Source organism: Curtobacterium sp. NPDC088465, from assembly GCF_044753165.1.
Classification (GTDB): Bacteria; Actinomycetota; Actinomycetes; order Actinomycetales; family Microbacteriaceae; genus Curtobacterium.
In genome coordinates this window covers 1-26,995 of record NZ_JBIVMR010000003.1, presented here as the reverse complement: position 1 = coordinate 26,995, position 26,995 = coordinate 1, and the positions used below count along the sequence as shown (strand labels likewise).

The following is a 26,995-nucleotide window of genomic DNA, read 5'->3' as shown; positions in this document are numbered from 1 at the left end:
GCACGTGAACCCCTCCCCCTTCGGTCTGTACGACCCTGCCCGCGAGTCGAGCGACTGCGGCGTCGGCTTCATCACCCGCCTCGACGGGGTGCCGACCCACGACGTCATCGTCCGCGGTGACGAAGCGCTCTGCTCGATCCCGCACCGGGGCGGCAAGTCCGCCGAGGGCGTCGGTGACGGCGCCGGCGTGAGCATCGACCTGTCGGTGGAGTTCTTCAGCGCGATCACCGGCGAGGAGCTCGTCGCCGGGCACTTCGGCGTCGCGAACTGCTTCGTGCCGGCCGACCCCGACGAGCGTGCCGCCGCCGTGCAGACCGTGACCGACGCGATCGAGCACGAGGGCTTCACGCTGCTGCTCGTCCGCGACGTCCCCGTCGACCACTCGGTCGCCCGTCCCGAGGCCGAGCAGTACCAGCTGCCGATCGTGCAGTGGGTGTTCCGCGCGCCCGAGGGGTGGTCCCGCACCGACGTCGACGCCGCGGCGAACCGCGCCCTGCTCGCCGTCGAGCGCGTGTCCTACACGCAGGCGGCCGAGGCCCGTGCCCCGCACGCCGCGCTCTACCCGCTGTCGCTCAGTGCCCGCACGCAGATCCTCAAGGGCCGACTGAACTCGGGCGAGGTGATCTCGTACTTCCGCGACCTCACGGACCCGCGGCACTCGGTGCGCACGCTCTACTTCCACACGCGGTTCTCGACGAACACCGAGCCGCACCCGACCATGGCGCAGCCGTTCCGGTTGATGGCGCACAACGGTGAGCTCAACACCGACCGGAAGAACCGGCTGTCGGACGAGGCACTCGCCGCCGCCCGCACCCGCAGCATCGTCCGGCCTCCCGGACAGTCGGACTCGAGCCGGCTCGACCAGACCCTGCAGAGCCGCGTGTTCGACGACGGGCTCGAGATCGTCGAGGCCGTCGTCACGCTCATGCCGCCGGCGTGGGAGAACGACCGCACCCTGACGGCCGACGTCCGGGACATGCTCGAGTACTTCTCGCTGTACGAGGAGAAGAACGACGGCCCGGCCGCGGTGATCTTCAGCGACGGCGACGTCGTCGGCGCACGGCTCGACCGACTGGGGCTCCGTCCCCTGCGGACCGTGCAGACGGACGAGTACCTCATGGTGGCGTCCGAGTCCGGCCAGGTGACGTTCCGGGCCGACGAGGTCGTGCACCGCGGTCGCATCGAGGCCGGCGGCATGCTCGTCGTCGACCACCGCACCGGGTCGGTGATGCGCACGGACGAGGTCCTGCGGATGCTCGCCGCCCGTCGCGACTACGGGACGCTGCTCGACGCCGCCCGCGTGCACCTCGACGACCTGCCGGCGCCGGCCTACGACCGCGGCACCAGCACGCTCGGCTACGACGGCGACCTGTCGCTCGCGGGCCGCTACGTGGCGTACTCGCTGAACCAGGAGAGCTTCCGGTTCATGCTCGACCCGATGCTCGCCACCGGCTCGGAGCGCATCTCGGCGATGGGCTACGGCAACGCCATCAACGCGCTGAGCGACACCGAGGGCGGCATGGCGAAGTACTTCTCGCAGCGCTTCGCCCAGGTGACGAACCCGCCGCTCGACTCGATCCGCGAGGCCGACGGCATGTCGATGCGGGTCGCCCTCGGCAGCAAGCCGGACGGTACGGGCAGCGCGTCCGGCACGTCGAGCCGGCAGATCGTCGTGGACTCCCCCGTCCTCGGGCACCTCGACATGGTCCGCCTGCGCGACCAGACGATCGTGCCGCTCGAACGGTTCGACATGCTCTACGTGCCGGTCGTCGACGACGAGCAGGCGAACGCGGACGCCGTCCGTACCGCGACCGAACGGCTCGCCGGTGCCGTCGTGGCCTTCGCCGAGCGCCAGGGCGGGATCGCGGTCCTGACCGACCGCTCGGTGTCGTCGACGCACGCACCCCTCCCCGTGATCCTCGCCGTCGCCGCCGTCAACCAGCGGCTCATCGAGACCGGTCTGCGCCTGCGGGTGTCCGTGGTCGCCGAGTCCGGCCAGCTGCCGTCCTCGCACCACGTGGCCACCGCCCTGGGCTTCGGGGCCTCGGCCGTGTACAGCCTGTCCGCGCGGCTCCGCGCGGAGGAGAAGTACCCCGCCGCCCCCGCACCCGCCGGCCAGCTCACCGAGACGGATGCCGCCCTCAAGCGCTTCCGCAAGGCGGCCGAGAAGGCGCTGGCGAAGACGATGGGCCGCGTCGGCCTGTGCACCGCCGAGAGCTACATCGGCGGCGAGTTCTTCGAGCCGAACTACCTCGACACCGGCGACGACCTGTTCGCCCGGGTCTTCCCGCACATGGCCGCTCCGGTCGGCGGTGTCGGCTTCGCCCGCATCGCCCAGGCGTCCACCGAGTGGCACGAGCGCGCGCGCTCGGTCGCCACCGAGGGCCAGGTCCCCCTGCTCGGCCTGTTCAAGGAGCGGTCGGACGGCGCCGGACACTCGTTCGGCGTCGCGAGCGTCCGCGGCTTCGGCGGCATGACCGAGGAGCGCCCGGCCTTCGAGCGCTCCGGTGACTCCGACGCGCTGCGGCTGCTCACGCTCCGGCAGCTCGACGACTCGTTCGGCATCTCGGACACGGCGTACCGGAACACCGGCTACGACCGGCTGAGCGACGCCGAGATCGACGCGCACCGCGTCACGCCGGGCTACGTCACGTTCCTGCAGACCACGCACGACGAGCGTTCCCGCCGCCCGGCGGCCCTGCGCGACGTGCTCGCCCTGCCCGCGGACGTCACCGGCATCGACGAGGCCTCGGACTTCGCGCGCGAGCTCGGCCGCTTCTCGACCACCGGGAACACGAGCATCACGGTGCGCGGGCTGTCCGGCTCGCGGTCTTCCTCGGAGGACGCCCTGCCGGGAGGCACGACCCGCTTCACCCTGCGGCTCACCTCGACGGGGCCCACGGGCGCACTGCGCCACCGGGCCCTCGCGGACGGGCTCGCCCTGCTGCACCCCGGCACGGTCGACGTCGACGTCGTCGCCGGCGACCGGGTGACGCTGCGCGCCACCGGCGCGGCCGCCGACCTGCTCGGCCTGCTGCAGCAGGCACCGGCGAGCGTCGACGTGGCCGAGGTCCAGCCCGCGCACGAGATCACCCGGACCCTGGCGTCCGGTGCGATGAGCCACGGCGCCCTCGTCGCGACCGCACACGAGGCCGTCGCCCACGGCACGAACATGGTCGGCGGCATGTCGAACTCGGGCGAGGGCGGCGAGCACCACTCCCGCTACGGCACGATCCGCGGCTCGCGCATCAAGCAGTTCGCCTCGGGTCGGTTCGGCATCTGGGCGGGCTACCTGGCCGACCCGATGCTCGAGGAGCTCGAGATCAAGATCGGCCAGGGCGCGAAGCCCGGCGAGGGCGGGCAGCTCCCCGCACCCAAGGTCACGGTGGACATCGCCGCGGCCCGGGGTGGAACGCCCGGCGTCGAGCTCATCTCGCCGCCGCCGCACCACGACACGTACTCGATCGAGGACCTCGCGCAGCTCATCCACGACTGCAAGGCCGCCCGGGTCCGCGTGGTCGTGAAGCTCGTGTCCTCCGAGGGCATCGGCACGATCGCGGTCGGCGTCGCGAAGGCCGGCGCGGACGTCATCAACGTCGCGGGCAACACCGGCGGCACCGGCGCCGCGGCCGTCACGAGCCTGAAGTACGCCGGACGCTCCGCGGAGATCGGTGTGGCCGAGGTGCACCAGGCCCTCGTCGCGAACGGCCTGCGCCAGAAGGTCACGCTCCGCTGCTCCGGTGCGCACCAGACCGGCTCGGACGTCGTCACGAGTGCGCTGCTCGGCGGGGACTCGTTCGAGTTCGGCACGACCGCGCTCATGATGCTCGGCTGCGTGATGGCGAAGAACTGCAACGTGAAGTGCCCGGCGGGCCTGACCACGAACGCCGAGGCCTTCGAGGGCGACCCCCGAGCGCTCGCGCAGTACCTGCTCAACATCGCGCACGACGTCCGGCAGATCCTCGCGCGACTCGGCCTGCAGTCCCTCCGCGAGGCCCGGGGTCGCACCGACCTGCTGCAGCTCCTCGACCACCCGGCGTCCGTCGGCCGGCTGGACGTGCGGAACCTGCTCGCGCAGGTGCCCGAGAAGGTCGTCACCGACCCCGAGTACCTCGAGAAGGACTACCGCACCGACGACGCCCTGATCGACCAGGTGCGGGCCGCGCTCGTCGACGGGCACGAGCACGCGCTGACCGTGGACGGCATCGGCCTGGGCAACGCCGACAAGTCGGTCGGCGGGCAGCTCGGGATCGACGTCGAGCGCCTCCTCAACCACGAGCTGCGCGGCGTCGACCTGTCGGGCCACCCGGCGGTCACCACCGACGACCGCGGTCGTCGTCGCCTGGTCGACGGCGCGGTGACGGTCCGCACCCACGGCGCTGCCGGGCAGTCGTACGGCGTCTTCACGAACGACGGCACGACGCTCGAGCACACCGGCACGGCGAACGACGGTGTCGGCAAGAGCCAGTCCGGCGGACGCATCGTCGTCCGTGCCCCGGGCGGCGGGAGCGCCGAGCGCGGCGGCAACGTCCTCGTCGGCAACTTCGCGCTGTTCGGCGCCACCGGCGGACGCACGTTCGTCGAGGGCGAGGCCGGCGACCGGTTCGCCGTCCGGAACTCGGGCGCGACGGCGGTGGTGGAGGGCCTCGGCGACTTCGGCTGCGAGTACATGACCGGCGGCGCCGTGCTCAACCTCGGCGGCTACGGCAAGGGCCTCGGCAACGGCATGTCCGGCGGGTTCCTGTACCAGTACGACCCGTCGGGAGCGGTGGCCGAGCGCGCGAGCACCGACTCGCTCCTCGTCTTCCCCGTCACGGAGACCGAGCGCGGTGCGTTCCACGAGGCCGCGGCGAAGCTGCTGCTCGAGTGGCACCTCGAGGCCACCGGGTCCGCCCTCGCCGAGCGGCTGCTCGCGGACTGGGCGACCACTCGCGAGCACGTGTTCGTCGGGATGCCGCGCGCGCTCCTGCTCAGCCAGGACGCCGACGAGATCCTCGCCGCCGCGACGCGGAACGAGCTCCTCGACGAGCTCGCGACCTCGGTGGCGACGGACAAGCTCCGGGCGTTCAAGGTGGACTACCGCGACCAGCGGACGGTGCTCGACGGCCGCGCTCCGGCGCTGGGTGACCAGGGCGAGGACACGTTCTCGCTGCTGTCGTCGTACACGGTGCTCGGGGTGGCGCAGGACGTCGCGCAGGAACGTGTGCCCGGTGCCGCGCCGAGCGACCCCCGGGTGACCGAGGCGGTGCGGAACCTCGTCCTGACCGAGGACTTCCAGGTGAAGCAGCGCGTCGTGAAGTACCTCCGCGGCACGTTCGACCGGTTCGCCGACGACGAGCTCGCGACCCTCATCGCCGTCAAGCGGCTCGACGACGCCAAGCGTGCCCTCGCACAGCGGAACAACCGCAGCGCGGACATGCCCGGCACCACGGGGTGGATCATGCACCAGAACGCCAAGAACGCCGGCCGTGTCCGCGCCGCCCGCTTCGACGAGCTGCTCGCGACCGCGGCGCTCGAGGACATCGCCGCCCGCGCCCCGCAGGCCCCCGTCGAGGCGGTGTCGGCATGAGCACGCTTCCCCCCACCGGGCAGCTGATCCCGGTCGACGCCCCGTTCTCGGCAGCGCAGGAGTCGTGGCTCGCCGGGTTCATCGCCGGCATCGCGGCCGCGGGCAAGCGTGCCACCGGCGGTGCCCCGACCACGACGGTGGACGTGCTCTTCGGGACGCAGACCGGCAACGCCGAGTTCCTCGCCGACGAGCTCGTCGCCGGCGCGAAGGCGCGCGGGCTCGGCGGACGGGCGACACCGCTCGACGCCGTGACGCCGGAGCAGCTCGCCGGCATGTCGCACGTGCTCGTCGTCACCTCGACGTACGGCGAGGGCGAGATGCCCGACAACGCCGGCCTGTTCTGGGACGCGGTCCAGGCCTCGACGGTCCCCCGGCTCGAGGGGCTGCAGTACGCGGTGCTCGGGCTCGGCGACACGAGCTACGACGAGTTCTGCCAGGCCGGGAAGCTCCTCGACCTGCGGTTCGAGCAGCTCGGCGCGACCCGCATCCACGACCGCGTCGACTGCGACGTCGACTTCGAGGACCCCGCGGCGCTCTGGAGCGCGGCGGTCCTCGACCGGCTGGCGGCCGAGGCCGGAGCGCAGCCCGGGGCGGACGGCCCCGCCGCAGCCGCGTCCACGTCGTCCGCCGCAGCGGGCGCGTCGGAGGCGGGCCGCGCCTCCCGGCCGGGGTCGCAGTGGAACAAGCGCAACCCGTACCGAGCCCCGCTCGTCGTGAACCGGCTGCTCTCCTCGCCGCGCAGCGCGAAGGAGATCCGGCACGTCGAGTTCGACCTCGGCACCTCGGGCATCGAGTACCGCGCGGGCGACGCCCTCGCGGTGGTGCCGCACAACGACCCCGCGCTCGTCGACCAGCTGCTCGAACACCTCGGGGCCGACGGGGCCGCCGCGTTCGACGGACGGCCGCTCGCCGAGGTCCTGCGCACCGAGCGCGAGATCCGGACGCCGTCGAAGGACCTCGTGGCCGACCTCGTGCAGCGCGCACCGGCGTCGGAGCTCGCGGCGGTCGTGTCGCACGGGGACAAGCACGAGCTCGACCGGTGGCTCTGGGGCCGCGACGTCCTCGACCTGCTCCGGGACGCCGGTACCGCGGCGCCGTCGATGGAGGAGCTGCTCCCGAACCTCCGCGGGCTGCAGGCGCGGCAGTACTCGATCTCGTCGAGCCCGCTGGCGCACCCGGACCGCATCCACCTGACGATCGCGTCCGTCCGCTACGGCGACGCGCACCGGTCCCACGCCGGCGTCGCGTCGACGTACCTGGCCGACCGGGTGCAGGCCGACGGTGAGGTCGATGTGTACCTCCAGCCGAACGCCGCGTTCGGGGTCCCCGCCGACGGCGACGCCCCGATGGTGATGATCGGCCCCGGCACCGGCATCGCCCCGTTCCGCGGGTTCCTGCACGAGCGGGCAGCGGCCGGTGCGACCGGGCGGAACTGGCTGTTCTTCGGCGACCAGCACCGCGAGACCGACTTCGTGTACGAGGACGAGCTCACCGCGATGCAGGCGTCGGGCGTGCTCACCCGGCTCGACCTGGCGTTCTCGCGCGACCAGGCCGAGAAGGTCTACGTGCAGACGCGGATGCGCGAGCAGGCGGCGGAGCTCTTCCGGTGGCTCGAGGACGGGGCGCACGTGTACGTGTGCGGCGATGCCTCGCGCATGGCGAAGGACGTCGAGCAGGCGCTCCTGGAGGTCATCGCGACCGGTCGGGGCCGCGGGGACGACGACGCGCAGGCGTACCTGGCGGACCTGCGGCGCGCGAAGCGCTACGTCCGCGACGTGTACTGAGCGGCGCCGCCGCCGAGGCGTGCCCCGGCCGCCGAGGGACCGACGGCCGGGGCACCCGAGGGACGGTCACCCGGTGACGGCGACCGACTCCGCATCCCGCACGACGAAGAAGTCCGAGTACAGCGCGCACCCGTCCGGCTCGACCAGGAGACCCCTGATCCAGATCTCGTGTCGACACTCCACCTCGACGACCGTCCCGGCGCGGTCGTCGACCGTGTCCTCCGTCGCGGACATGCGGTTCCCTCCGTCCGCGGTCGCAGCCGGCCGGCTCCCTGACGCCGGCCGTGGGGACTGTGCGTCCCGCGGCACCCGTACCCTACGGAGGCGCCTGCGACGGCCGGAACCCGTTGACCCGGCTCCGCCGCTGTGCTACTCCGTGTCGCCGGCGGACGCGGACTCCGCCGCCCCCGGGACGACCGCCCGGGACCACGCGGAGTCCGCCGCGGTGCTCGTGTCCGGTGGCTCGGGCACGAGCACGAGCCCGGCACCGGAGGTCGCCGCCGCGTAGAGCTCCTCGAGCCAGCTGCGGTTGATCGCGGGCACCCGGCTGCCCGCGAAGGTGAACCGCAGGCTGACGTTCGGGTGCAGCCAGACGGAGCTGCGCCCGTCGCCGTGGAGCACGTCGTCCTTCCACGAGAACACGAAGCGGTGGTCGCGCCGCAGCATGTTCACGATGACGATCTGCAGGTGCGTGAGCGCGCGGTCGTCGACCCGCAGGTCGAGCACCTCACCGTCGTAGACGATCTGACCCATGAGGATCCTTCTACACCGTGCCGGCGAGCGAGGGACGGGTGCGGGACGGACGGGAGGCGCGGTGCCGGCCGGCACCGAGCCTCCCGTCCGTCGTGGGGTCGCGTCAGTCCTGCGCGGTCGCCTCGTAGTGCCGCGCACCGCCGCGCACACCCGCGAAGCGGTACGGCGCAGCCGTGACGCGGGGCCGCTCGACGTCCTCGCTCGTGGCGGCACCGGCAGCGTGCAGCTCCCGGTACGCGTCGACCGTCAGCGGGGTGCGCGCCGCGAGCAGTGCGCGGACCCGGCCCTCGCGGCGGTGGGAGCGGTAGTCGGGCCGGACGATCCCGGTGATGAGCTCCCCGACGCTGCCCGAGCCGTAGCTGAACAGGGCGATCCGCTCGCCGCCCAGGTCGTCGTCGAGGTCGAGCAGCGCCGCGAGCCCGATCCAGAGCGACGCCGTGTAGGTGTTGCCGGTCTGCTTGTTGTAGGTGAAGCCGATCGCGAGCTCGGACTCGTCGAAGGGCACCCCGACGTGCTGCGTGAGCTTCCGGTGCGCCTTGAGCGCCATCTTCGTGAACGGCTGGTGGTGGACGAAGCGCACGATGTCCTCGTACGCCGGGCCGCCCTGCGACGCCAGGTCGTCCCACGCCCCGACGAACGCGTCGACGTACGCGCTGACCGACAGTCGGCCGTCGACGAGCGCCGTCGAGCGGTCGTTCGGTCGCCAGAAGTCGTCGACGTCGGCGGTGAAGACCCCCGCGGCGGGCTCGATCTCGATGAGGTCGGGGTCCGCGGACACCAGGATCGCGGCGGCCCCGGCGCCCTGGGTGGGCTCGGCGGCGGTGTCGACGTCGTACCGGGCGACGTCGGCGGCGATGACGAGGACCCGCTCGTGGGGTGCGCGCGCGATGATGCCGAGGGCGAGCTGCACGGCGGCGGTCCCGCCGTAGCAGGCCTGCTTCAGCTCGACCACGCGGACGTTCTGCGGGAGGCCGAGGAGCCCGTGCACGTAGACACCGGCGGCCTTGGACTGGTCGACGCCCGACTCGGTCGCGAACAGCACCGTGCGGATGCCCTCGACGCCGTGTCGGTCGATGACCTCCTTCGCGGCGGCGGCACCCATGGTGACGATGTCCTCGTCGGGCGCGGGCACGCTGAACGCGTCCTGCCCGATGCCGACGTGGTACTTCGCCGGGTCGACGCCGAGCCGTTCGGCCAGGTCGTCGAGCTCGAGCACGTGGTGGCCGGTCGCGATCGCGATGTCGTGGATGCCGACGGACAGCGGCTGCCGTGCGTCGCGCTGCTGGGCGCTCATGCTGCACCTCCTGCGGGCTTCGACCCGCGACGTTCCATGGCGACGTGCGCCGCCATCAGCTCGCCCGGGTTGGTCTGGGCGGCGAGCAGGGACAGCTCCCCGCAGAGCACCGTCGCCGCGCACAGGGCGGCCAGGCGGCGGGCGTTGGCACCGGGCTCCCGGTCCTCGCGGCAGCCGAGGCGCACCAGGGCGTCCTCGACGACGGGCAGGTCCCCGCCCTTGCCGTTGCCGACCGTGCCGACGATGAGGTGCGGCAGCGCCGTGGAGAAGTAGAGGTCGTCACCGCGGGCTTCGGCGTAGGTGATGCCCTGCGAGCCCTCGACGATGTTGGCGGCGTCCTGCCCGGTGGCCAGGTAGAAGCCGAGGAGCATGTTCGCGTAGTGCGCGTTCGCGGAGCGCAGGGCCCCGGCGATGGTCGAGCCGACCAGGTTCTTCGCCACGTTGAGCTCCGCGATCCGCGCAGCGCTCGACCGCAGCCGCTTCTCGACGATCTCCCCCGGGATCACGATCTCGGCGATCGTGTTCCGGCCGCGACCGCGGATGCCGTTCACCGCGGTGGCCTTCTTGTCCGTGCAGAAGTTGCCCGAGACGCTGACGTAGCGCAGGCCCGGCTCCCACGCGAGGATCGCGGGCAGCAGCTTGTCCGCCGCCTGCGTCACCATGTTGTGGCCGGAGGCGTCACCCGTGGTGAACGCGAAGCGCAGGAACAGCAGGTCGCCGACGATCTCGGGGTGCACCTCGATGAGCTTCGCGAAGCGGCTCTGCCCGGCGACGATCTGCTCGAGTTCGTCCTGGCGCGCGAGGATGCGGCCCGCCGCGATGTGCGCAGCGGCGGCGCTGTCGGCCTTCACGACGACCGAGCGGGTCATGCGCTCGTCGACGACGGTCGCGACGATGCCGCCCTCGACCATGCGCGAGATGCGGGCACCGCGACCGACGGACGGCCACAGCGGCGACTCGTACGTGGCGAGGGGCACCTCGTGCTCGCCCTCGACGGCGTTGCCGCTCACGCGGATCGGCCCCACCCACTTCGTGGGGATCGGGGTCAGCAGGTCGGTCATTCGACGCTCCCTTCGGGCGCTTGCACCGCGACGCTGAGGTGTCTGATGTCGTGCGCCTCCCAGGCGCGGTGAATGCCGGCGAGGTCGGTGTCCGCCGGGACGAGCGCGATACCGCAGTCGCCGCCGCCGGCACCGGACGGCTTCGCCGCCCCGCCGGCCGACTCGACGACGTCGCACAGGGTCGCGAGCCGCTCGGTCTCGATCTGCGAGCCGACGGACGCGCCGAGGCGCTGCATGAGCACGCGGGCGCGACGCAGGGCGTCGAGCGTCATCGCCGCGTCGCCGGTCCGGAGGCCCGTGGTCAGGTCGTCGACGCAGGCGCGGCTGTCGTCGAGGAACGCCTGGTACCCGCCGTTGCGGTGCTTCCGGACCACGCTGACGAGCTTCGTCGTCGACGCCGGCGAGCCCGTCCAGCCGACCAGGAGTTCGAGGTCCGCCGGCGCGGGCAGGCGCTGCACGTCGAAGCCGGTCCAGGCGTCGGTGTCGTCGAGGATCGCGGTCACGGAGCGGCTGTCGAGCATGGCCACCAGGCGCTCGCGGTCCGGTGCGCTGTAGCGGAGCCAGCCGCCGAACGTGCTCGCGGCGAGGTCGCCGCCGGACGCGCGCGGGTTGACCCGGACGGTCGCGAGCAGCGCGACCCGGAAGCGGTCCCGCTGGGAGAGGCCGATGCCGTAGAACCGGTCGAGTGCGCCGACCGTGGCCACGGTGACCGCGGCCGAGGATCCGAGTCCGAACTTCCGACCGCTGGCGTCGTCGAGCTGGCTCTCGATGCGCAGGTCGTGGAACCGTGGTGCGATCCCACGCTCGGCCCGGAGCTTCTCGACCAGGTCGATCGTCGCCATGACGTAGTCGTAGGGGTGGTGCTCGCGGTCCAGCGCCAGGCCGTCCTCGTCGCGGGTCCACGTCAGCGGGAGGTGTCCGTACTCCTCGGAGTGCACGCTCCCGGAACCGTGGCCCTCGCGCACCCGGGCGGTGATGGCCCGGTCGAGGGCGATGAGCACGGACGGCTGCCCGGGCTCGACGACGGCGTACTCGCCCGCGACGAACAGCTTGCCGTGGGCGCGGAACTCGATCACTCGGCGGTCTCCTCCGGTCGGACGGCACCCACTCCGGGTGCCTCCGTCCCTTCGGAGCGGACGACCCGTGCGCCTGGTCCGGTGCCCGACTCGATGACGTCTCCGAGACCGGCGAGCGCGGTGGCGACGGCACCGCGGTCCTCGGGCTTCGTGAGCACCACGACGTTCGGGCCGGCGTCGGCGGTGGCGTACGCCTCGGTCCCGGCGGCACGGAGCTCGGCGACGGCGTCGAACACGGCGACGCTGCGGGCGTTCAGGTACCGGATGGGCGGGAAGGCGCCCTCGATCGTCGCGTGCATGCGGAGCGCGTTGCTCTCGGTGAGCTCCCCGATCCGGGTGAAGTCACCGGCGGCGCAGGCGTCGAGCATCTCCCCCACGGTCTCGGTCGTCGACGTCACCCACGCCGGGTAGAACGGCGAGGTCGCGATCGTCCGGCGCATCGCCTCGCGCGAGCCGATCGCCTTCTCGCCGGCGGAGATCGTCACCACGACCATGGCCATCGGCGGGGCGGGGACGCGCTCGGCGTAGGAGTCCTGGTCGTCGCCGGCGTGCCAGACCGCGACGCCGCCGGGGATCGAGCGCGTGGCGGACCCCGAACCGCGTCGGGCGAGCCGGGAGAGGTCGCGCTCGGACAGGTCGAGCCCGTAGGCCGCCGACGCGGCGGTCGCGAGGGCCGCGAAGCCGGACGCGCTGGAGGCCAGCCCGGCGCCGGTCGGCACGGTGTTCTCGGAGACGACGGCCGCGCGGTCCGACGACCCGGCGAGCTCGCGCACGAGGTCGAGGAACTGCTGCACGCGGAGCAGCGCACCCTCGGGGGCCGCGCCGCCGTTGAGCACGAGCGAGTCGGCGTCCGCCGCGGCGTCGAGCGTCACGGTCGTCGTGGTCGGGAAGACGTCGAGGCCCATCGACACGCTGCCGGTGGCGGGCAGGGCGAGCTGCGCGTCGGCCTTGCCCCAGTACTTCACGAGCGCGATGTTGGGGTGCGCGACGGCGGTGGCGGTCATCAAGCGCGGGCTCCGATCGTGGTGGTCCAGGTCTCCGTCGCGCCCGCGGCACGGAGTGCGGCGGACACGCGGTCGGCGTGCTCCCCGTCCGCGACGAGCGCGAGGACGCATCCGCCGCGCCCACCGCCGGTGAGCTTCGCGCCGAGGGCGTCCGCACGGCGTGCGGCGTCGACGAGCCGGTCGAGGTCCGCGCTCGACACGTCGAGTTCGGTGAGCAGTTCGTGCGCGGCGTCCATCGTGGCACCGAGGGCCTGGGCATCGCCATCCTCGAGTGTCCCCCGTGCGCGTCGCGCGAGGGCGCCGATGGCATCGACGACGCCGTCGACCGTGGCGGGGTCGGCGTCGTGCCGTTCCCGGACGGCCGCGACTGCCTCGCGCGTGTGCCCCGGGACACCGGTGTCCGCGACGACGAAGGTGAACACCGCGCCGAGCGGGACGGGCTCGACCACGCCGCCCTCGAACCACACGGGCACCTCGGCGACGACCCCTCGGGCGTCGAGTCCGGAGGGGCGGCCGTGGGCGACGCGCTCGCACTCCTGCACGAGTTCGTGGTGCTCCTCGGGGTCGAGGGTCCGACCGAAGACGTCGGCCACGGCGGCGGTCACGGCGGCGGCGACGGCGGCGCTCGAACCCATGCCCCGGGCGGTCGGCACGGCACTGTCGACCCGGACGTGCACGTGCTGCTCCTCGGCGCCGAGGTGCCGGAGCGTCGCGGTCACGGCGGTCACCGTCGGCAGCACGGCCGCCGGTGCGGTGTCGAGGGGGCCGGTGTGCACGGTCGACTCGAGCCGGCTGCCGTCGCCGGGTGCCACCGGGGTCACCGTCGCGGTCACCCGCACGTCGAGCACGGGGAGCACGAGCGCGGGTACGCCGTACACCACGGCGTGCTCGCCGATCAGGATCGTCTTGCCGTGGGACGACGCTGACCCGGTGCGGAGGCTGGGTCCTGCTCCCGGGGTCGCGGTGCTGTCGGTGTCGTTGCTGGTCATCGTGGCTCAGGTCAGCCTAACCGGCCGTGCGCGCGACCGCCCGGTGCCCGGCTGTGAACAACTTGGTTGTGCACAACCGAGTTGCGTGCCACACTGGTGGGCATGCCGGTGACCGACGAGATGGTGTGCTTCTCGCTCTACGCGGCGTCCCGGGCGACCACCCAGGCGTACCGCGCACTGCTGGAGCCCTGGGGACTGACGTACCCCCAGTACCTCGTCCTCGTGACCCTGTGGATCGAGGGCGACCAGACCGTCTCCACGCTCGGCGAGCACCTGCAGCTCGACTCGGGCACCCTGTCGCCGCTGCTCCGGCGCATGGAGCGGGCCGACCTGGTCCGCCGCGAGCGCCGCAGCACCGACGAGCGCGTCGTGACCGTCACGCTCGGCGACCGCGGTCGCTCGATCCGCCCGGAGCTCGCGCACGTCCCCGCGCGCATCGCCGCCGGGATGGGCCTGTCCGACGAGCAGGCCGCCCTCGAGCTCATCGCGACGCTCCAGCGCCTGACGGCGACCATGCACGCCGCGGCCGACGACACCGGCACCACGACCCCCGACGCCCCCACAGCGTCGGACGACTGACCCCACGAAGGAAGGAAGGACCCCCATGGACGTCCTCTACACCGCCGAGGCGCTCGCCACCGGCGAGGGCCGCAACGGCCACGTCGCCACCAGCGACGGCCGCGTCGAGCACGACCTCGCCATCCCGAAGGAGATGGGTGGCTCCGGCAACGGCGCCAACCCCGAGCAGCTCTTCGCAGCCGGCTACGCCGCGTGCTTCCACTCCGCGCTGCAGGGCGTCGCCCGCGCGCAGAAGGTGAAGATCACCGACTCGACCGTCGGTGGCCGCGTCTCCATCGGCCCGAACGGCCAGGGCGGCTACCAGCTCGCCGTCATGCTCGAGGTCGTCATCCCCGGCCTGGAGCACGACCAGGCCCAGGCCCTCGCGGACGCCGCGCACCAGGTCTGCCCGTACTCGAACGCCACCCGCGGCAACATCGACGTCACCATCGTCGTCTCGGAGGACTGACCCATGACCGACACCACCCCCACCACCATGCGTGCCGTCGTCCACGAGACCTTCGGTGAGCCGGCCGACGTCCTGACCGTCGCCGAGCGCCCCGTCCCGCAGCCCGGCCCGGGCCAGGTGCTCGTCCGCACGGTGCTCTCCCCGATCCACAACCACGACCTGTGGACGATCCGCGGCACCTACGGGTTCAAGCCCGAGCTCCCCGCGGCCAGCGGCACCGAGGCGCTCGGCGTCGTCGAGGCCCTGGGCGAGGGCGTCGACCGCCTGCAGGTCGGCCAGCGCGTCGCGGGCGGCACCTTCGGCGTCTGGGCCGAGTACTACGTCGCCGACGCCGCCGGGCTCGTCCCCGTGCCGGACGCCATGCCCGACGAGTCCGCCGCGCAGCTCGTCTCGATGCCGTTCAGCGCGATCAGCCTGCTGCACTCGCTCGACCTGCACGAGGGCGACTGGATCATCCAGAACGCCGCGAACGGCGCCGTCGGCCGCATGGTCGCGCAGCTCGGCAAGGCCCGCGGCATCAACGTGATCGGTCTGGTCCGTCGCGCCGAGGGCGTCGAGGAACTGCGGGAGCAGGGCATCGACCGCATCGTCGCCACGGACTCCGAGGGCTGGCAGGACCAGGTCCGCGAGCTCACCGGCGGTGCCCCGATCATCGCGGGCGTCGAGTCCGTCGGCGGGAAGGCCGCGGGCGACATCGCCTCGGTCATGGGCGAGAACGGCACGCTCGTCGTCTTCGGCGCCATGGCGTCGCCGACGCTCGAGATCCCGTCCGGCAAGGTCATCTTCGGCCAGCTCACCGTCAAGGGGTTCTGGGGCGCCGTCGTCAGCAGGACCATGCCGGCCGAGCTCAAGGGCCAGCTCTTCGGCGAGCTCATCACCCGCGTGCTCGACGGATCGCTGACGCTCCCCGTCTCCGAGACCTTCGTGTTCGAGGACGCCCGCGACGCGGCGCGTGCCAGCGACACCGCCGGCCGTGTCGGCAAGGTGCTGCTGCGCCCGTAGCAGTGCAGCACCCCGGGACGGACGGGAGGCGCGGTGCCAGCTGGCACCGCGCCTCCCGTCCGTCGCGGTGTGCGCCGCAGGTCACATCGCCTCCTTCAACCCCTTCCGCACCAGGAGCGCGTTCATCGGGTACGAGCAGACGAACCCGGCGACCATCGCGACCTGCATCGCGACCCAGAACTCGGGTGTCAGCACGCCGACGCGGCCACCGAGCACCGCCGGCAGCAGCGCGAACTGCAGCACCGCCATCGCGCCGTACATGCCGACCTGCCAGGCGGTGATGCTGAGGGTGTCGGCCTTCAGCGCGGCGACGAGCCCGTCCCGCCAGCCGAGCCCGCGCATCGGCGCGATCGCCGCGTACTGGAACGCGATGCCGACGACGAACGCGATGACGAAGTCGATGATCCACCCGGCGAACATGCGGTCCTGGTAGAGCGTACCGAGCCCGACGAGGGTGCCGAGGGCCGGGAAGGCGACGAGCCCGAACTCGCCGACGAGGTCACCGAGCGCACACCCGGCGCCGCAGTGGCTCGTGTCGATCGCGGTGCCCGCCCACCGGCCGTGACCGCCCACCGTCGCACGGCCCCGGCGGAGGTAGAAGACCAGCCACACCACGCTGCCGAAGAGCATCGTCAGCGGCCAGACGAGCGCCATCACCCGCATGTGCGGTGGGTGCCGGACGACGTCGACCGCGACGACGAGCGCGCAGCCGACCGCCACCACGAGGAGCACCGCGCAGACCGCGGTCAGCGTCGTCGGCAGGTCGCCCACCTGCAGTTCGGTCATCGCGTGCGCCTCCCGTGATCGTTGTCGCCCGACAACGGTGCACCGTACACACCCGTGCCGGAGCCCCGGTCGAGCAGGCGCCCCCCGGCATCGGTCCGCGTGGCAGCGCGGGCTACCGCTGCGCCTGCTCCGTGGCGACGGCGGAGACGTCACGGGTGGGGAGCCCCTGCTCGACCTCCTCCAGGGTGCGGCCCCGGCTCTCCGGCACGAACCTCCGGATGAAGAGCAGGGCCAGGACGCCGACCACGGCGAACCCGAAGAAGGTGCCGGTGATGCCGGTCGCCGCGACGATCGTGGGGAAGGTCAGCCCGAGGAACGCGTTCGCGGTCCAGAGGCAGAACACGGCGATGCCCATGCCGAGCGCGCGGATCTGCGTGGGGAAGATCTCCGACAGGATCACCCACGTCGCGATGTTGAGGAACGTCTGCATCGAGCCGACGAACGCGACGACGAGGACCAGGATCACCCAGGGTCGAGCGGGGTCGCCCTCGACCAGGGTCATCGACGCGATGCCGATCAGGAAGTGGCACACGGTCGTCAGCGAGTACCCGATGACGAGCGTCGTGCGTCGGTCGATGCGCTCCATGTTGGTGAGGGCGACCACCCCGCCGACCACCGCGATGACCCCGGGAGCGATGTTCGCGATGAGGGCCGCCGACTCCTGGAAGCCGGACTCGACCAGGACGGTCTGCCCGTAGTACATGATCGAGTTGATGCCGGTGAGCTGCTGCGCGACACCGATGCCGGACCCGACGAGCACGGTCCGGACCAGCCACCCGCTGCCGAGCAGCGTGCGCCACCCGCCGCCGTGCCGGGCCTCCGCCTCGCGCTCGTTCGCGCGCTCGATCTCCTCGAGTTCGGCGGTGGCGCGCTCCTCGGAGCGGACCTGCACGAGCACCGCACGGGCCTCGCCGTACCGGCCCTTCGACGCGAGCCACCGCGGCGACTCCGGCACGCGCAGCATGCCGACGAAGAGCGCCACCGCAGGCAGGGCGCAGACGGCGAGCATGACGCGCCAGACGCCGTCGCCCTCGCCCCAGAGGGTGCCGATGACGGCGTTCACCACGAAGGCGGCGAGCTGGCCGATCACGATCATGAGCTCGTTGCGGCCCGACAGCGATCCACGGATCTCGTACGGTGCGAGCTCGGCGAGGAAGACGGGCACGACGGTCGACGCCCCACCGACCGCGAGCCCGAGCAGGACCCGGCCGACGACCATGACCCCGAACGTCGGGGCGAGGACGCAGGTCAGCGTGCCGACGAAGAAGGCCACGGCGAGCAGGACGATCGTCCTCCGACGTCCCCAGCCGTCCGCGATCCGACCGCCGAGCACCGCACCGACCGCAGCGCCGAAGAGCAGCGAGCTCGTGACGACGCCCACGGTCAGGTCCGTCAGGCCGAGCTCCTGCTGCATCGGGAGCAGCGCCCCGTTGATCACACCGGTGTCGTAGCCGAAGAGGAGGCCGCCGAGGGTCGCGACGAGGGCCAGGACACCGAGACGGCGGCGGTGGGGGCCCTCCCCCACCGGGGGGAGAGCGACCTTCGGTGCTGTCGGCGCGGTGTCGACCATTGCGTGGCTCCTTCGTCGGGGGACCTCGCGACGGTGCGCGCGGCGATCGTGTCCCGTTCCGTGTCCCGTCGACCGGACCGCTCACCCGTGCGGCCGGCCGATCCTCCGACCGGTCGGCGGAGGCCGGTGCTGCTCAGTCGGAGTCGGCCGGACCGTCGCCGAGCACGTCGCCGAGCGAGGCCATGCCGGCCCCGTGGTCGGTGTAGCGGCGGACGGTCCGTCGGGCCGCTGCACTCGCGGCCCCGCCGAGCGCCGGGTTGCGCCGAGCCGCGTCCGCCACCCGACCCGCGTGCCCGGCGGTGGACAGCAGGACGTTCGCCAGTGCGCGTGCGGCGCCGGACTCCGGGACCCCGGTGACCGTCCAGGCGCTCCGGAGCTGCTCGTCCGGTGTGACCCCGCGACGGGTGCCCATCCGGTGCCAGTCGGAGAGGGCACCCTCGGTGCGCTCAGCGGCCCGCTCGACCTCTCCTGCACGCCGGCGCTGGACCGCGCGGACGGCGTCGGCCGAAGCATCGTCCGTCCCGTGCTCGCGCCCCTCGACGGCGGCGACACGCTGCCGGGCGGCCGTGTCGTCACCGCCCGCCTCGGCGATGCGAGCGGCGTGGGCGGCGGCTGCGGCGGCGAGGATGTCGTGGCGGTCCATGCCTCGACGGTAGCCGCTCGCGCCGACAGCTACGTCCCTCGACACATCCGCTCGCCGCCGCTCCCTGCCGCGCCGGGTCCGCCGGTAGCATCTCGAACCGAGGGGGAATCATGAACCGAACCGTTGCGACCGGTGCCACCGCTCTGGTCGTCGCCGTCGCGCTGTCCGGTTGCTCGCTGCTCGGCGGGTCCGACGGAGCGCTCCCGGCGCCCTCGGCCCCGCCGACGGCGAGCCGGACGTCCACCCCGTCGCCGACGGCGACCGAGGACCCGGACGCCGCCCGGCTCGAGGCCTCGGCGACCCCGCGCGCGCCCAGCCCGGTCGCGTCCGAGGCCGCCGTCCCCGACCCCGTGCTCACCCCGATCCCGGCCGGGACGGTGCTGGCCGAGGGCGACGTCGCCTCACCGAAGGGCAGCATCCACTTCCACTACCGCGTCGTGGCGGACGGCGACGACACCTTCACCGCACAGTTCAGCGGCGTGACCTCGTCGCTGCCCGTCCCGATCGGGGCCGGGTTCTTCGAACGCGAGCGGACGGTGGGCGACGGACTGACCTACGCCGGCGTGGGCGACACCGTGCTCGGCGGTCCGACCTCCGCGCCGGTCGCGAAGGACGTGCCGCTCGACGGCTCGGGTGTCGACCCGTCGGGGCTCGTGACGCTCGTGGTGTCCTCGGCGGCCGACCCCGGCCAGGCCGACCTGCCCATCGAGATCGCGGCCGGCAAGGTGCTCGCGGTCGCGCCGGTGCGCTGGTCGGTGCCCGAGCGGCAGACGAACGTGCACCCGGTCGACGGCGGAGCACGGTCGAACGCCTCCGGTCCGGTCACGGCGACGACGGCGTCCGGTGCGCCGCGCTCCTACACGGTCGCGCCGGACGACCTGATCGGCGACGTCGCGGCACGCTTCGGCATCAGCGTGAAGGCGCTCGTCTGGTTGAACGCCGACGTGCAGGTGTTCGGCGACGACCAGTACCTGTACGAGGGGACGACCCTCAACCTCGACCCGCTCGCGCGCTGACGCCGGCTGGTCGCACGCCCGCCGAGTCTCGCGCAGGCGGACGTGTTCGCGGCTCGCGAGCCGCGAAGGTGTCCGCGGGGCCGAGTCTCGGGGCCGAGGCCGCCCCGCGGCAAGCGCGACCACGCACCGGACGGGAGGCGCGGTGCCAGCTGGCACCGCGCCTCCCGTCCGTCGTCAGGTGCGTGGGCTACTCGCCGCGCAGCTCCAGGTACTTGGCGATGAGCGCCTTCGTCGAGGAGTCCTGCGACGCGAGCGCGTCCTGGTCGCCGTCGACCGCCGGGGCGATCTGCAGCGCGAGCTGCTTGCCGAGCTCGACACCCCACTGGTCGAACGAGTCGATGCCCCAGATGGTGCCCTCGGTGAACACGATGTGCTCGTAGAGGGCGATGAGCTGACCGAGCACGCTCGGGGTGAGCTCCGGCGCGAGGATCGACGTCGACGGCTTGTTGCCCGTGAAGGTGCGGGCCGCGACGATGCCCTCGTCGGTGGTGCCCTCGGCGCGGACCTCGTCGGCGGTCTTGCCGAACGCGAGCGCCTTGGTCTGCGCGAAGAAGTTCGCCAGGAACAGCGCGTGGACGTCCTGGCCCGGCTGCACGGCCTTGCCGTCGCCCGACTCGTCCTTGAGCGGACGCGCCGGCTTCGCGACGGTGATGAAGTCCGCCGGGATCAGGCGGGTGCCCTGGTGGATGAGCTGGTAGAACGCGTGCTGGCCGTTGGTGCCCGGCTCGCCCCAGAAGACCTCGCCGGTGTCCGTCGTGACGGGCGAGCCGTCCCAGCGGACGCGCTTGCCGTTCGACTCCATCGTGAGCTGCTGCAGGTACGCGGCGAAGCGGTGCAGGTACTGCGTGTACGGCAGGACCGCGTGGCTCTGCGCACCGAGGAAGTTCGTGTACCAGACGTTGAGCAGGCCCATCAGGACGGGGACGTTCTGCTCGAGCGGCGTGGTGCGGACGTGCTCGTCGACGGCGTGGAACCCGGCGAGGAACTGCTCCCAGTTCTCCTTGCCGATCGCGATGACGACCGAGGTGCCGATGGCCGAGTCGACCGAGTAGCGGCCGCCCACCCAGTCCCAGAAGCCGAAGGCGTTCTCGGGGTCGATGCCGAACGCGGCGACCTTGTCGAGCGCGGTCGAGACGGCGACGAAGTGCTTGGCGACGGCGTTCGACTTCTCGTCGTCCGACGCGTCGGTCAGGCCGAGGCGCTCCCACAGCCACTGGCGGGCGAGACGGGCGTTGGTCAGGGTCTCGAGCGTGCCGAAGGTCTTCGACGCGACGATGAAGAGCGTGGTCTCCGGGTCGAGGTCGACGGTCTTCTCGTAGATGTCGGCGGGGTCGATGTTCGAGACGAAGCGCGCCTCGAGGCCCTCCTGCACGTACGGCTTGAGCGCCTCGTAGACCATGACCGGGCCGAGGTCGGAGCCGCCGATGCCGATGTTGACGACGGTCTCGATGCGCTTGCCGGTGACACCGGTCCACGAGCCGTCGCGCACCTGCTCGGCGAAGGCGTAGACCTTGTCGAGCGTGGCGTGCACGTCGGCGTCGACGTCCTGGCCGTCGACCACGAGCGCCGGCTCGATGCCCCGCGGACGGCGGAGCGCCGTGTGCAGGACGGCGCGGTCCTCGGTCACGTTGATGTGCTCGCCGGCGAGCATCGCCTCGAAGCGCTCGGCGACGCCGGTGTCCTTCGCGACCTGGAGCAGGGCGGCGAGGATCTCGTCGTCGACGAGGCCCTTCGACAGGTCGACGGTCAGGTCGGCGGCCTGGAACGTGTAGCGCTCGGCGCGACCGGGGTCGCTGTCGAACCAACCGCGCAGGTCGGGGGTGAATCCGTCGGCGATGCCGGCGAGCTTCTTCCAGCCGTCGGTCGATGTGGGGTCGACGGGAGCGGATTCGGTCACTTCGGTCCTCCTGGGTACCTTCTGGACGTACTGGACCGCGGGTCACCGCAGCGCTGCGTCGCGGACCACGTCCGAGCGTAGTGCCGCAGCAGTGCGGTTGCGCACAGCTCGGTGGGGCGAAGCGGCGTAACAACTCGTCGTTCTGAGATTTCACACTTCAGAATCGACGTTCCGACCCCTACGGTCAGGAGTCCGGGGAGCACTCAGCTCTCGGACCCCAGAGGAAGGAATCGCATGTCGAAGGTCAGGACGTCGCTCGCCATCAGCGCGACCAGCGTCGCACTCGTCGCCGCAGGGCTGATCGCTGCCCCTGCAGCCAACGCCGCAGACACCACCGCGGGCGCGCAGGGCGCTGCTGCCAGCGCCGACGCGTTGCAGCACTTCACACCCGCTCAGATCGACGATGCGATCGAAGAAGCCCGAGCTGGCGGCTACGTCGAGCGGCAGACGGTCGACGACGACGGGAGCATCCGCACGACCCTGGACCTCGGGCAGGGAATGACCTTCGATCTCGTCCAGAAGGGTCCGACATCGCGTCTGAGCGCCGGTCGGGACAGCAGGGGCACGTACGTGGCGTTCAACAGCACCGACCAGAACCTGATCATCAGCGGAGCAGCATTCGGGCTCGGTGCCGGACTCTGCGCCATCAGTGCGGGAACGTTCTGCGTCGTCGCCGGCGCGATCCTGACCGCCGCGGCCGTTGCGATCACCTCGAACGGAGGAGTGCGGTGCAGCGGCGGCAAGGCTCTCCGGGTCTACCCGTTCGCTGGCGGCAAGGTCAAGCCGCGCTGCGCCTGATGAGCAAGCGCGCAGTCTGCGGGGTTGCCTCGAGCGTCCCGTTCGCCGTCGCCGTCAGTCTCGTCCTCGTGGGCGTCGGGTCCGTACTCGCCAGCTCCGACTCCTGGCTCGGGAAGCTCGCCCTGGGGGCCGCTCTCTTCGTCGGGATCGTCCTCACCGGGTTCGCGGTGCGGAGGCACCAGCGACGCAGATGACCGACGGACCACCGTGATCGGCTGTCCCCGCGCCCCCGGAAGGGCGCGGGGACACTCGTCGGGCGTCAGCCGAGGGCCCGGAAGCGACGCAGGCGCAGGCTGTTCGTCACCACGAAGACGGACGAGAACGCCATCGCCGCACCCGCGAGCACCGGGTTCAGCAGGCCCGCCATCGCGAGCGGGATCGCCGCGACGTTGTAGGCGAAGGCCCAGAACAGGTTGCCGCGGATCGTGCGGAGCGTCGCCCGGGACAGCCGGACCGCGTCCGCCACGACGGTGAGCCGACCGCTCACGACGGTGATGTCGCTCGCGGCGATCGCCGCGTCGGTGCCGGCCCCCATCGCGATGCCGAGGTCCGCCGCCGCGAGCGCCGCCGCGTCGTTGACCCCGTCGCCGACCATCGCGACCGTCCGCCCCTCGGCCTGCAGTCGCCGGACGGTCTCGAGCTTCGAGGCCGGGGTCGCACGGGCGTGCACCTCGTCGATGCCGACGCGCGCCGCGACGGCGCGCGCGGCGCCCTCGTTGTCCCCGGTGAGCAGCACCGGGCGCAGGCCGAGCGCGACGAACCGCCGGACGGCCTCCGGCGCCTCGGGCTTCACCGTGTCGCCGACGACGACGGCGCCGAGCACCGAGCCGCCCCGGCCGACGAGGACCGCAGTCCCGCCGTCCGACTCGGCAGCGGCGACCCGCGCGGCCAGCGCCTCGTCCACCGGCAGTGCCCAGGCCTCCGCCAGCCACCGGGCGGTGCCGACGACGACCACCTCGCCGTCGACCACGGCCTGCACGCCCGCGCCCGGCGTCGCGGCGAACTGCTCCGCGACCGGGACGTCGAGTGCGCGGTCCCGCGCGGCCCGGACGACCGCACGCGCCACCGGGTGCTCGGAACCGTCCTCGACCGCCGCCGCCACCGCGAGCAGCGATCCGTCGGCGTCCGGTGCGCCGTCGACCGGCAGGACCGCCGTCAGGCGCATCTCCCCGGTCGTCACGGTGCCGGTCTTGTCGAGCACGATCGTGTCCACGGCGCGGGTGCGTTCGAGCGCCTGGGGGCCGCCGATCAGGATGCCGAGCTGCGAGCCACGACCCGTGCCGACGAGCAGCGCGGTGGGCGTCGCGAGCCCGAGGGCGCACGGGCAGGCGATGACGAGCGTCGCGACCGCGGCGGTGACGGCAGCGGTCAGGGACCCGCCGGCGACGAGCCACCCGACGAACGCGACCACGGCGAGGCCGATCACGACGGGTACGAACACGGCGGAGACCCGGTCGGCGAGTCGCTGCACCGCGGCCTTGCCGGTCTGGGCGTCCTCGACGAGGCGTCCCATCCGGGCGAGCTCGGTGTCGGCACCGACGGCGGTGACCTCGACCACGAGCCGACCACCGACGTCGATGGTCGCGCCGGTCACACGGTCGCCGGGTCGCACCTCGACCGGGACCGACTCACCGGTGAGCATGCTGAGGTCGACGGCTGACGAGCCCTCGCGCACGATGCCGTCGCTCGGGATCCGCTCCCCCGGTCGGACGACGACGACGTCACCGACGACGAGCGACGTGGCGGACACACGGGTCTCGACGGGACCGGACGGCCCGTCGCGGAGCACCGACGCGTCCTTCGCGCCGAGCTCGAGCAGCGCGCGCAGCGCCGCCCCGGACCGCTGCTTCGCCCGGGCCTCCATGTACCGGCCGGCCAGGATGAAGACCGTCACGGCCGCGGCCACCTCGAGGTAGAGGTCGCTCGCCTCGGGGTCCGTGGCGAACCACGAGAAGGTCATGTGCATGCCGGGGGCACCGGCGTCGCCGAGGAACAGTGCGTACAGCGACCAGCCGAACGCGGCGACGACGCCGAGGCTGACCAGGGTGTCCATGGTCGCGGCGCCGTGTCGGGCGTTCACCCACGCGGCACGGTGGAACGGCAGCGCTCCCCAGACGGCGACCGGTGCCGCCAGTGCCAGGGCAGCCCACTGCCAGTTCGGGAACTGCAGGACCGGCACCATCGAGAGCAGGACCACGGGCAGCGCCAGGACGGCGGAGACGACGAGCCGCTGCCGCAGGGGCGCGGTCGCGGCGTCGGGACCGGTGGCGTCGTCGACGTCGTCGGCAGAGCCCGGAGTCGGCTGCCGCACGTGGACGGTCGCCCCGTACCCGGCGGCCTCGACCGCCGCGACGAGCGCCGCGGTGTCGACCGTGTCCGGGTCGGTCACCGACACCTGCGCCTGCTCGGTCGCGTAGTTCACGGTCGCGGAGACGCCCGGCAGCTTGCCGAGCTTCCGCTCGACGCGGTTCGCGCACGAGGCGCAGGTCATCCCCGTGATGTCGAGCTCGACGACGCCCTCGCTCACCGGGACACGACCTCGTACCCCGCCTCCGCGATCGCGCCGCGGAGGGCCTGGTCGTCGATCCGGTGGTCGGACGTGACGGTGACGGACGACGACCCGCCGGGCACGAGGTCCACGGTGACGTCGGTCACGCCGGCGAGCTCGGAGACCTCCTCGGTCACGCTCGCCACGCAGTGCTCGCAGGTCATCCCGGTCACGGCGACGGTCTCGGTGGTCATGGGTCCTCCTCGGTGTGTGGTGCGGTGGGGTCAGGAACGGACGAGTCGGGCGATGGCGTCGCTCGCCTCGCGGACCTTCGCGTCGGCGGCGTCGCCGCCCTCGGCCACGGCCTCGGCGACGCAGTGGCGCAGGTGGTCCTCGAGCAACGACAGGGCGACCCGTTCGAGCGCCCGGTTCGCCGCGGAGATCTGGGTCAGCACGTCGATGCAGTACGTCTCGTCCTCGACCATGCGCGCGATCCCGCGGACCTGCCCCTCCGCGCGGCGCAGCCGCTTGAGCAGGTCGTCCTTGTCCTCGATGTACCCGACGTGTGCGTGCGGTGCTGCTGGCATCCTGACCTCCATCCCCCCCAACAGGGTACCCCCCTGGGGTATTTCGTGCTCGTCGATCCCTCGGGAGGCGCAGAGTTGTCTGAGAATTCGTCATTGAGGGGCGGGATCGCTCGTCGCTGCGGGCGAGGGTCGGCGCGCGCCGACGGATCCCCGCCGTGGCGCGGATCGAGCCGGTACCCACCGGACGGGAGGCGCGTGTCGCGGCCGCCACGGGCCTCCCGTCCGGCAGCGCCCACCCGGGACGCGGAAGCGCGCATCCCGGACAGTGCTGGCATGATGCGCGGGTGAGCACCTCGTCGACGAACGGTTACCGCCGCCTGCGGTTCACCGAGAGCGACGGCACCGACTACGGCCGGATCTTCTCGGCCGAGTACAACGGCCGCGACCTCGGTACCGAGACCTACGTCGCCGAGGGCACCCGGTACGAGTACACGATCGTCGGCGACGACGACGTCACGCTCCGCACCATGCGCGCCGAGGGTGGACGGCGCGGTGGCGTGATCGGCCCGCGCAACGACCACGTCGTGTTCTGGCTCACCCGCGGACGCCTCGAGATGCACTTCGCGGACCGGACGCGGGTGATCGAACCGGGGAGCCCCTACATCGCCTCGGCGTCCGAGGCGTACCGGTTCGAGTCCGCCGACACCGTCTACAACGGCCTGCACGTGTCGGACCCGTTCCTCCGGTCGGTCGGCGCGGAGCTCGGCTACCGTCTGCCGGACGGCCCCCTGCTGTTCGACCAGCAGGACGAGGCGATCGCCCGGCGCGAGCCGCTCCGCCGCCTGGTGCAGGACCTCGCGCCGGCGCTGCTCGACGACCGCGTGGTCGGTCCGATGCGCACGGCCCTGAACCGGCGGCTCGCGGTGGTCGTCCTCGACACCTTCCCGATCCGCAACCGGGGCCACGACGTCCCGGTCGCGAACCGGCTGCGCGACGCGGTCCGCCACATCGAGGCACACGCACAGGACCGACCGTCCGTCCCCGAGATCGCGGCCGCGTGCGGACTGAGCCAGCGCGGCCTGCAGGACGTCTTCGCGCGGACGCTCGGCACCACACCGAACCGGTTCATGCGCGACCACCGGCTCGACTGCGTCCGTCGTGAACTGCTGCGCGCCGCCGGCGACGAGGGCGTGACACCGGTCGCCCGACGATGGGGCTTCACCAACCCCGGCCGTTTCGCCGCGGCCTACCGGGAGCGCTTCGGTGAGGACCCCGCGGCGACCCTGCGCGGCTCACGGGCCGCGCGACCCGACTCCGGCCGGACGTCCTGGCGGGTCCGACGTGCCGTCGCGCACATCGTCGAGCACGCCGACGGCGAACTGACCGTCGACGAGATCGCGGACGCTGCGGGGGTGCGTCCCCGCCGGTTGCAGCAGCTCTTCCGACAGGAGTGCGGACTGTCGCCCATGGCGTACGTGCGCTCCGTGCGGGACGCTGCGTCGCGCAACACCGGGGCCGGTATCGGCGGCACCGGCTGACCCTCCGCCGTCGGGGTACACAGAGAACCGGCGTTCTGGCGCTTTCCCTGAAGGAGCGCTGAATCCCACCGGACCCGTGTGACGAATCTCGGTGTCAGCCCGTCTCATCCGTGAACAGCAACCGCTGGGAACGAGTCCCGGCGGGTCCTCGAAGGGAGACACCAATGGCTGAC

General features: G+C 72.7%; 23 protein-coding genes. 9 read left to right on the top strand and 14 right to left on the bottom strand.

The genetic code is table 11. The annotated features are described in order from the left end of the window. Positions 1-4 precede the first annotated feature (4 nt). Positions 5-5,569: a glutamate synthase-related protein gene (locus tag ACIP6W_RS11915; RefSeq protein WP_400429724.1), complete on the top strand. Its 5,565-nt coding sequence runs from the start codon at positions 5-7 to the stop codon at positions 5,567-5,569. Beyond that, positions 5,566-7,353, top strand: a complete 1,788-nt coding sequence (locus tag ACIP6W_RS11910; protein ID WP_400429721.1) for a sulfite reductase subunit alpha — start codon at positions 5,566-5,568, stop codon at positions 7,351-7,353. Before ACIP6W_RS11915 ends, ACIP6W_RS11910 begins: the two co-directional genes overlap by 4 nt. 66 nt (positions 7,354-7,419) lie before the next feature. Here ACIP6W_RS11910 and ACIP6W_RS11905 read toward each other — a convergent pair whose 3' ends face one another. The 7 genes from ACIP6W_RS11905 to mvk all read right to left on the bottom strand — a co-directional run bounded on the left by ACIP6W_RS11905 (position 7,420) and on the right by mvk (position 13,530). Next, complete coding sequence (locus ACIP6W_RS11905) at positions 7,420-7,587, bottom strand: hypothetical protein (protein WP_209685778.1); 168 nt, start codon at positions 7,585-7,587, stop codon at positions 7,420-7,422. Between the two features lie 135 nt (positions 7,588-7,722). Next, a complete protein-coding gene (locus ACIP6W_RS11900; RefSeq protein WP_066656011.1) occupies positions 7,723-8,106 on the bottom strand; it encodes an ATP-dependent DNA ligase in 384 nt (127 codons plus the stop codon). Positions 8,107-8,209: 103 nt separating this feature from the next. Continuing rightward, complete coding sequence (locus ACIP6W_RS11895) at positions 8,210-9,400, bottom strand: hydroxymethylglutaryl-CoA synthase (protein ID WP_209685780.1); 1,191 nt, start codon at positions 9,398-9,400, stop codon at positions 8,210-8,212. Next, positions 9,397-10,461 (bottom strand): hydroxymethylglutaryl-CoA reductase, encoded by a 1,065-nt coding sequence (locus ACIP6W_RS11890; protein WP_066656017.1) that lies wholly within the window; start codon positions 10,459-10,461, stop codon positions 9,397-9,399. Before ACIP6W_RS11890 ends, ACIP6W_RS11895 begins: the two co-directional genes overlap by 4 nt. Continuing rightward, positions 10,458-11,537 carry a phosphomevalonate kinase gene (locus ACIP6W_RS11885; protein WP_066656020.1) on the bottom strand — a complete coding sequence of 360 codons (1,080 nt, stop codon included), beginning with the start codon at positions 11,535-11,537 and terminating at the stop codon, positions 10,458-10,460. Before ACIP6W_RS11885 ends, ACIP6W_RS11890 begins: the two co-directional genes overlap by 4 nt. Beyond that, positions 11,534-12,541 (bottom strand): diphosphomevalonate decarboxylase, encoded by a 1,008-nt coding sequence (gene mvaD / locus ACIP6W_RS11880; protein ID WP_400429718.1) that lies wholly within the window; start codon positions 12,539-12,541, stop codon positions 11,534-11,536. Before mvaD ends, ACIP6W_RS11885 begins: the two co-directional genes overlap by 4 nt. Continuing rightward, on the bottom strand, positions 12,541-13,530 hold the full coding sequence (mvk, locus tag ACIP6W_RS11875; RefSeq protein ID WP_400429715.1) for a mevalonate kinase: 990 nt from the start codon (positions 13,528-13,530) through the stop codon (positions 12,541-12,543). Before mvk ends, mvaD begins: the two co-directional genes overlap by 1 nt. 102 nt (positions 13,531-13,632) lie before the next feature. Here mvk and ACIP6W_RS11870 point away from each other — a divergent pair, with 102 nt between their 5' ends. The 3 genes from ACIP6W_RS11870 to ACIP6W_RS11860 are packed head-to-tail and all read left to right on the top strand — an operon-like array spanning position 13,633 to position 15,559. Further along, complete coding sequence (locus ACIP6W_RS11870) at positions 13,633-14,109, top strand: MarR family winged helix-turn-helix transcriptional regulator (RefSeq protein ID WP_400429712.1); 477 nt, start codon at positions 13,633-13,635, stop codon at positions 14,107-14,109. Positions 14,110-14,134: 25 nt separating this feature from the next. Then, entirely contained in the window at positions 14,135-14,557 is a 423-nt protein-coding gene (locus ACIP6W_RS11865) for an organic hydroperoxide resistance protein (protein WP_066656027.1), read from the top strand. A gap of 27 nt (positions 14,558-14,584) precedes the next feature. Further along, complete coding sequence (locus ACIP6W_RS11860) at positions 14,585-15,559, top strand: zinc-binding dehydrogenase (RefSeq protein WP_209685960.1); 975 nt, start codon at positions 14,585-14,587, stop codon at positions 15,557-15,559. 81 nt (positions 15,560-15,640) lie between these two features. Here the strand turns inward: ACIP6W_RS11860 and ACIP6W_RS11855 are convergent, their stop codons facing one another. From ACIP6W_RS11855 to ACIP6W_RS11845, 3 genes are all read right to left on the bottom strand, one after another. After that, positions 15,641-16,345, bottom strand: coding sequence for a DUF4396 domain-containing protein (locus ACIP6W_RS11855; RefSeq protein ID WP_209685788.1), 705 nt, complete (start codon positions 16,343-16,345; stop codon positions 15,641-15,643). Between the two features lie 112 nt (positions 16,346-16,457). After that, complete coding sequence (locus ACIP6W_RS11850) at positions 16,458-17,915, bottom strand: sugar porter family MFS transporter (protein ID WP_400429710.1); 1,458 nt, start codon at positions 17,913-17,915, stop codon at positions 16,458-16,460. A 133-nt stretch (positions 17,916-18,048) separates the two neighbouring features. Further along, on the bottom strand, positions 18,049-18,558 hold the full coding sequence (locus ACIP6W_RS11845; protein WP_400429708.1) for a hypothetical protein: 510 nt from the start codon (positions 18,556-18,558) through the stop codon (positions 18,049-18,051). Between the two features lie 110 nt (positions 18,559-18,668). On the opposite strand from ACIP6W_RS11845, the gene ACIP6W_RS11840 reads away from it, so the two are divergent. Then, complete coding sequence (locus ACIP6W_RS11840; protein WP_400429705.1) at positions 18,669-19,574, top strand: LysM domain-containing protein; 906 nt, start codon at positions 18,669-18,671, stop codon at positions 19,572-19,574. A 187-nt stretch (positions 19,575-19,761) separates the two neighbouring features. Here ACIP6W_RS11840 and pgi read toward each other — a convergent pair whose 3' ends face one another. Further along, entirely contained in the window at positions 19,762-21,471 is a 1,710-nt protein-coding gene (gene pgi, locus ACIP6W_RS11835; RefSeq protein WP_066656051.1) for a glucose-6-phosphate isomerase, read from the bottom strand. Between the two features lie 234 nt (positions 21,472-21,705). Between pgi and ACIP6W_RS11830 the strand changes: the two genes are divergently transcribed. Next, the gene (locus ACIP6W_RS11830; RefSeq protein ID WP_311206504.1) at positions 21,706-22,269 is read left to right on the top strand and encodes a hypothetical protein; all 564 of its coding nucleotides are present in this window, start codon (positions 21,706-21,708) and stop codon (positions 22,267-22,269) included. Next, on the top strand, positions 22,269-22,463 hold the full coding sequence (locus tag ACIP6W_RS11825) for a hypothetical protein (RefSeq protein ID WP_251154424.1): 195 nt from the start codon (positions 22,269-22,271) through the stop codon (positions 22,461-22,463). Before ACIP6W_RS11830 ends, ACIP6W_RS11825 begins: the two co-directional genes overlap by 1 nt. A 65-nt stretch (positions 22,464-22,528) precedes the next feature. On the opposite strand, the gene ACIP6W_RS11820 is transcribed toward ACIP6W_RS11825, so the two are convergent. Genes ACIP6W_RS11820 through ACIP6W_RS11810 form a run of 3 tightly spaced genes read right to left on the bottom strand, consistent with a single transcriptional unit; the run spans position 22,529 to position 25,344 of the window. Then, positions 22,529-24,796 carry a heavy metal translocating P-type ATPase gene (locus ACIP6W_RS11820; protein WP_400429701.1) on the bottom strand — a complete coding sequence of 756 codons (2,268 nt, stop codon included), beginning with the start codon at positions 24,794-24,796 and terminating at the stop codon, positions 22,529-22,531. Continuing rightward, positions 24,793-25,011 (bottom strand): heavy-metal-associated domain-containing protein, encoded by a 219-nt coding sequence (locus tag ACIP6W_RS11815; RefSeq protein WP_066656057.1) that lies wholly within the window; start codon positions 25,009-25,011, stop codon positions 24,793-24,795. Before ACIP6W_RS11815 ends, ACIP6W_RS11820 begins: the two co-directional genes overlap by 4 nt. A 30-nt stretch (positions 25,012-25,041) precedes the next feature. Next, complete coding sequence (locus ACIP6W_RS11810; RefSeq protein WP_066656058.1) at positions 25,042-25,344, bottom strand: metal-sensitive transcriptional regulator; 303 nt, start codon at positions 25,342-25,344, stop codon at positions 25,042-25,044. 284 nt (positions 25,345-25,628) lie between these two features. Between ACIP6W_RS11810 and ACIP6W_RS11805 the strand changes: the two genes are divergently transcribed. Further along, on the top strand, positions 25,629-26,822 hold the full coding sequence (locus ACIP6W_RS11805) for a helix-turn-helix domain-containing protein (RefSeq protein WP_400429697.1): 1,194 nt from the start codon (positions 25,629-25,631) through the stop codon (positions 26,820-26,822). Positions 26,823-26,995 lie beyond the last annotated feature (173 nt).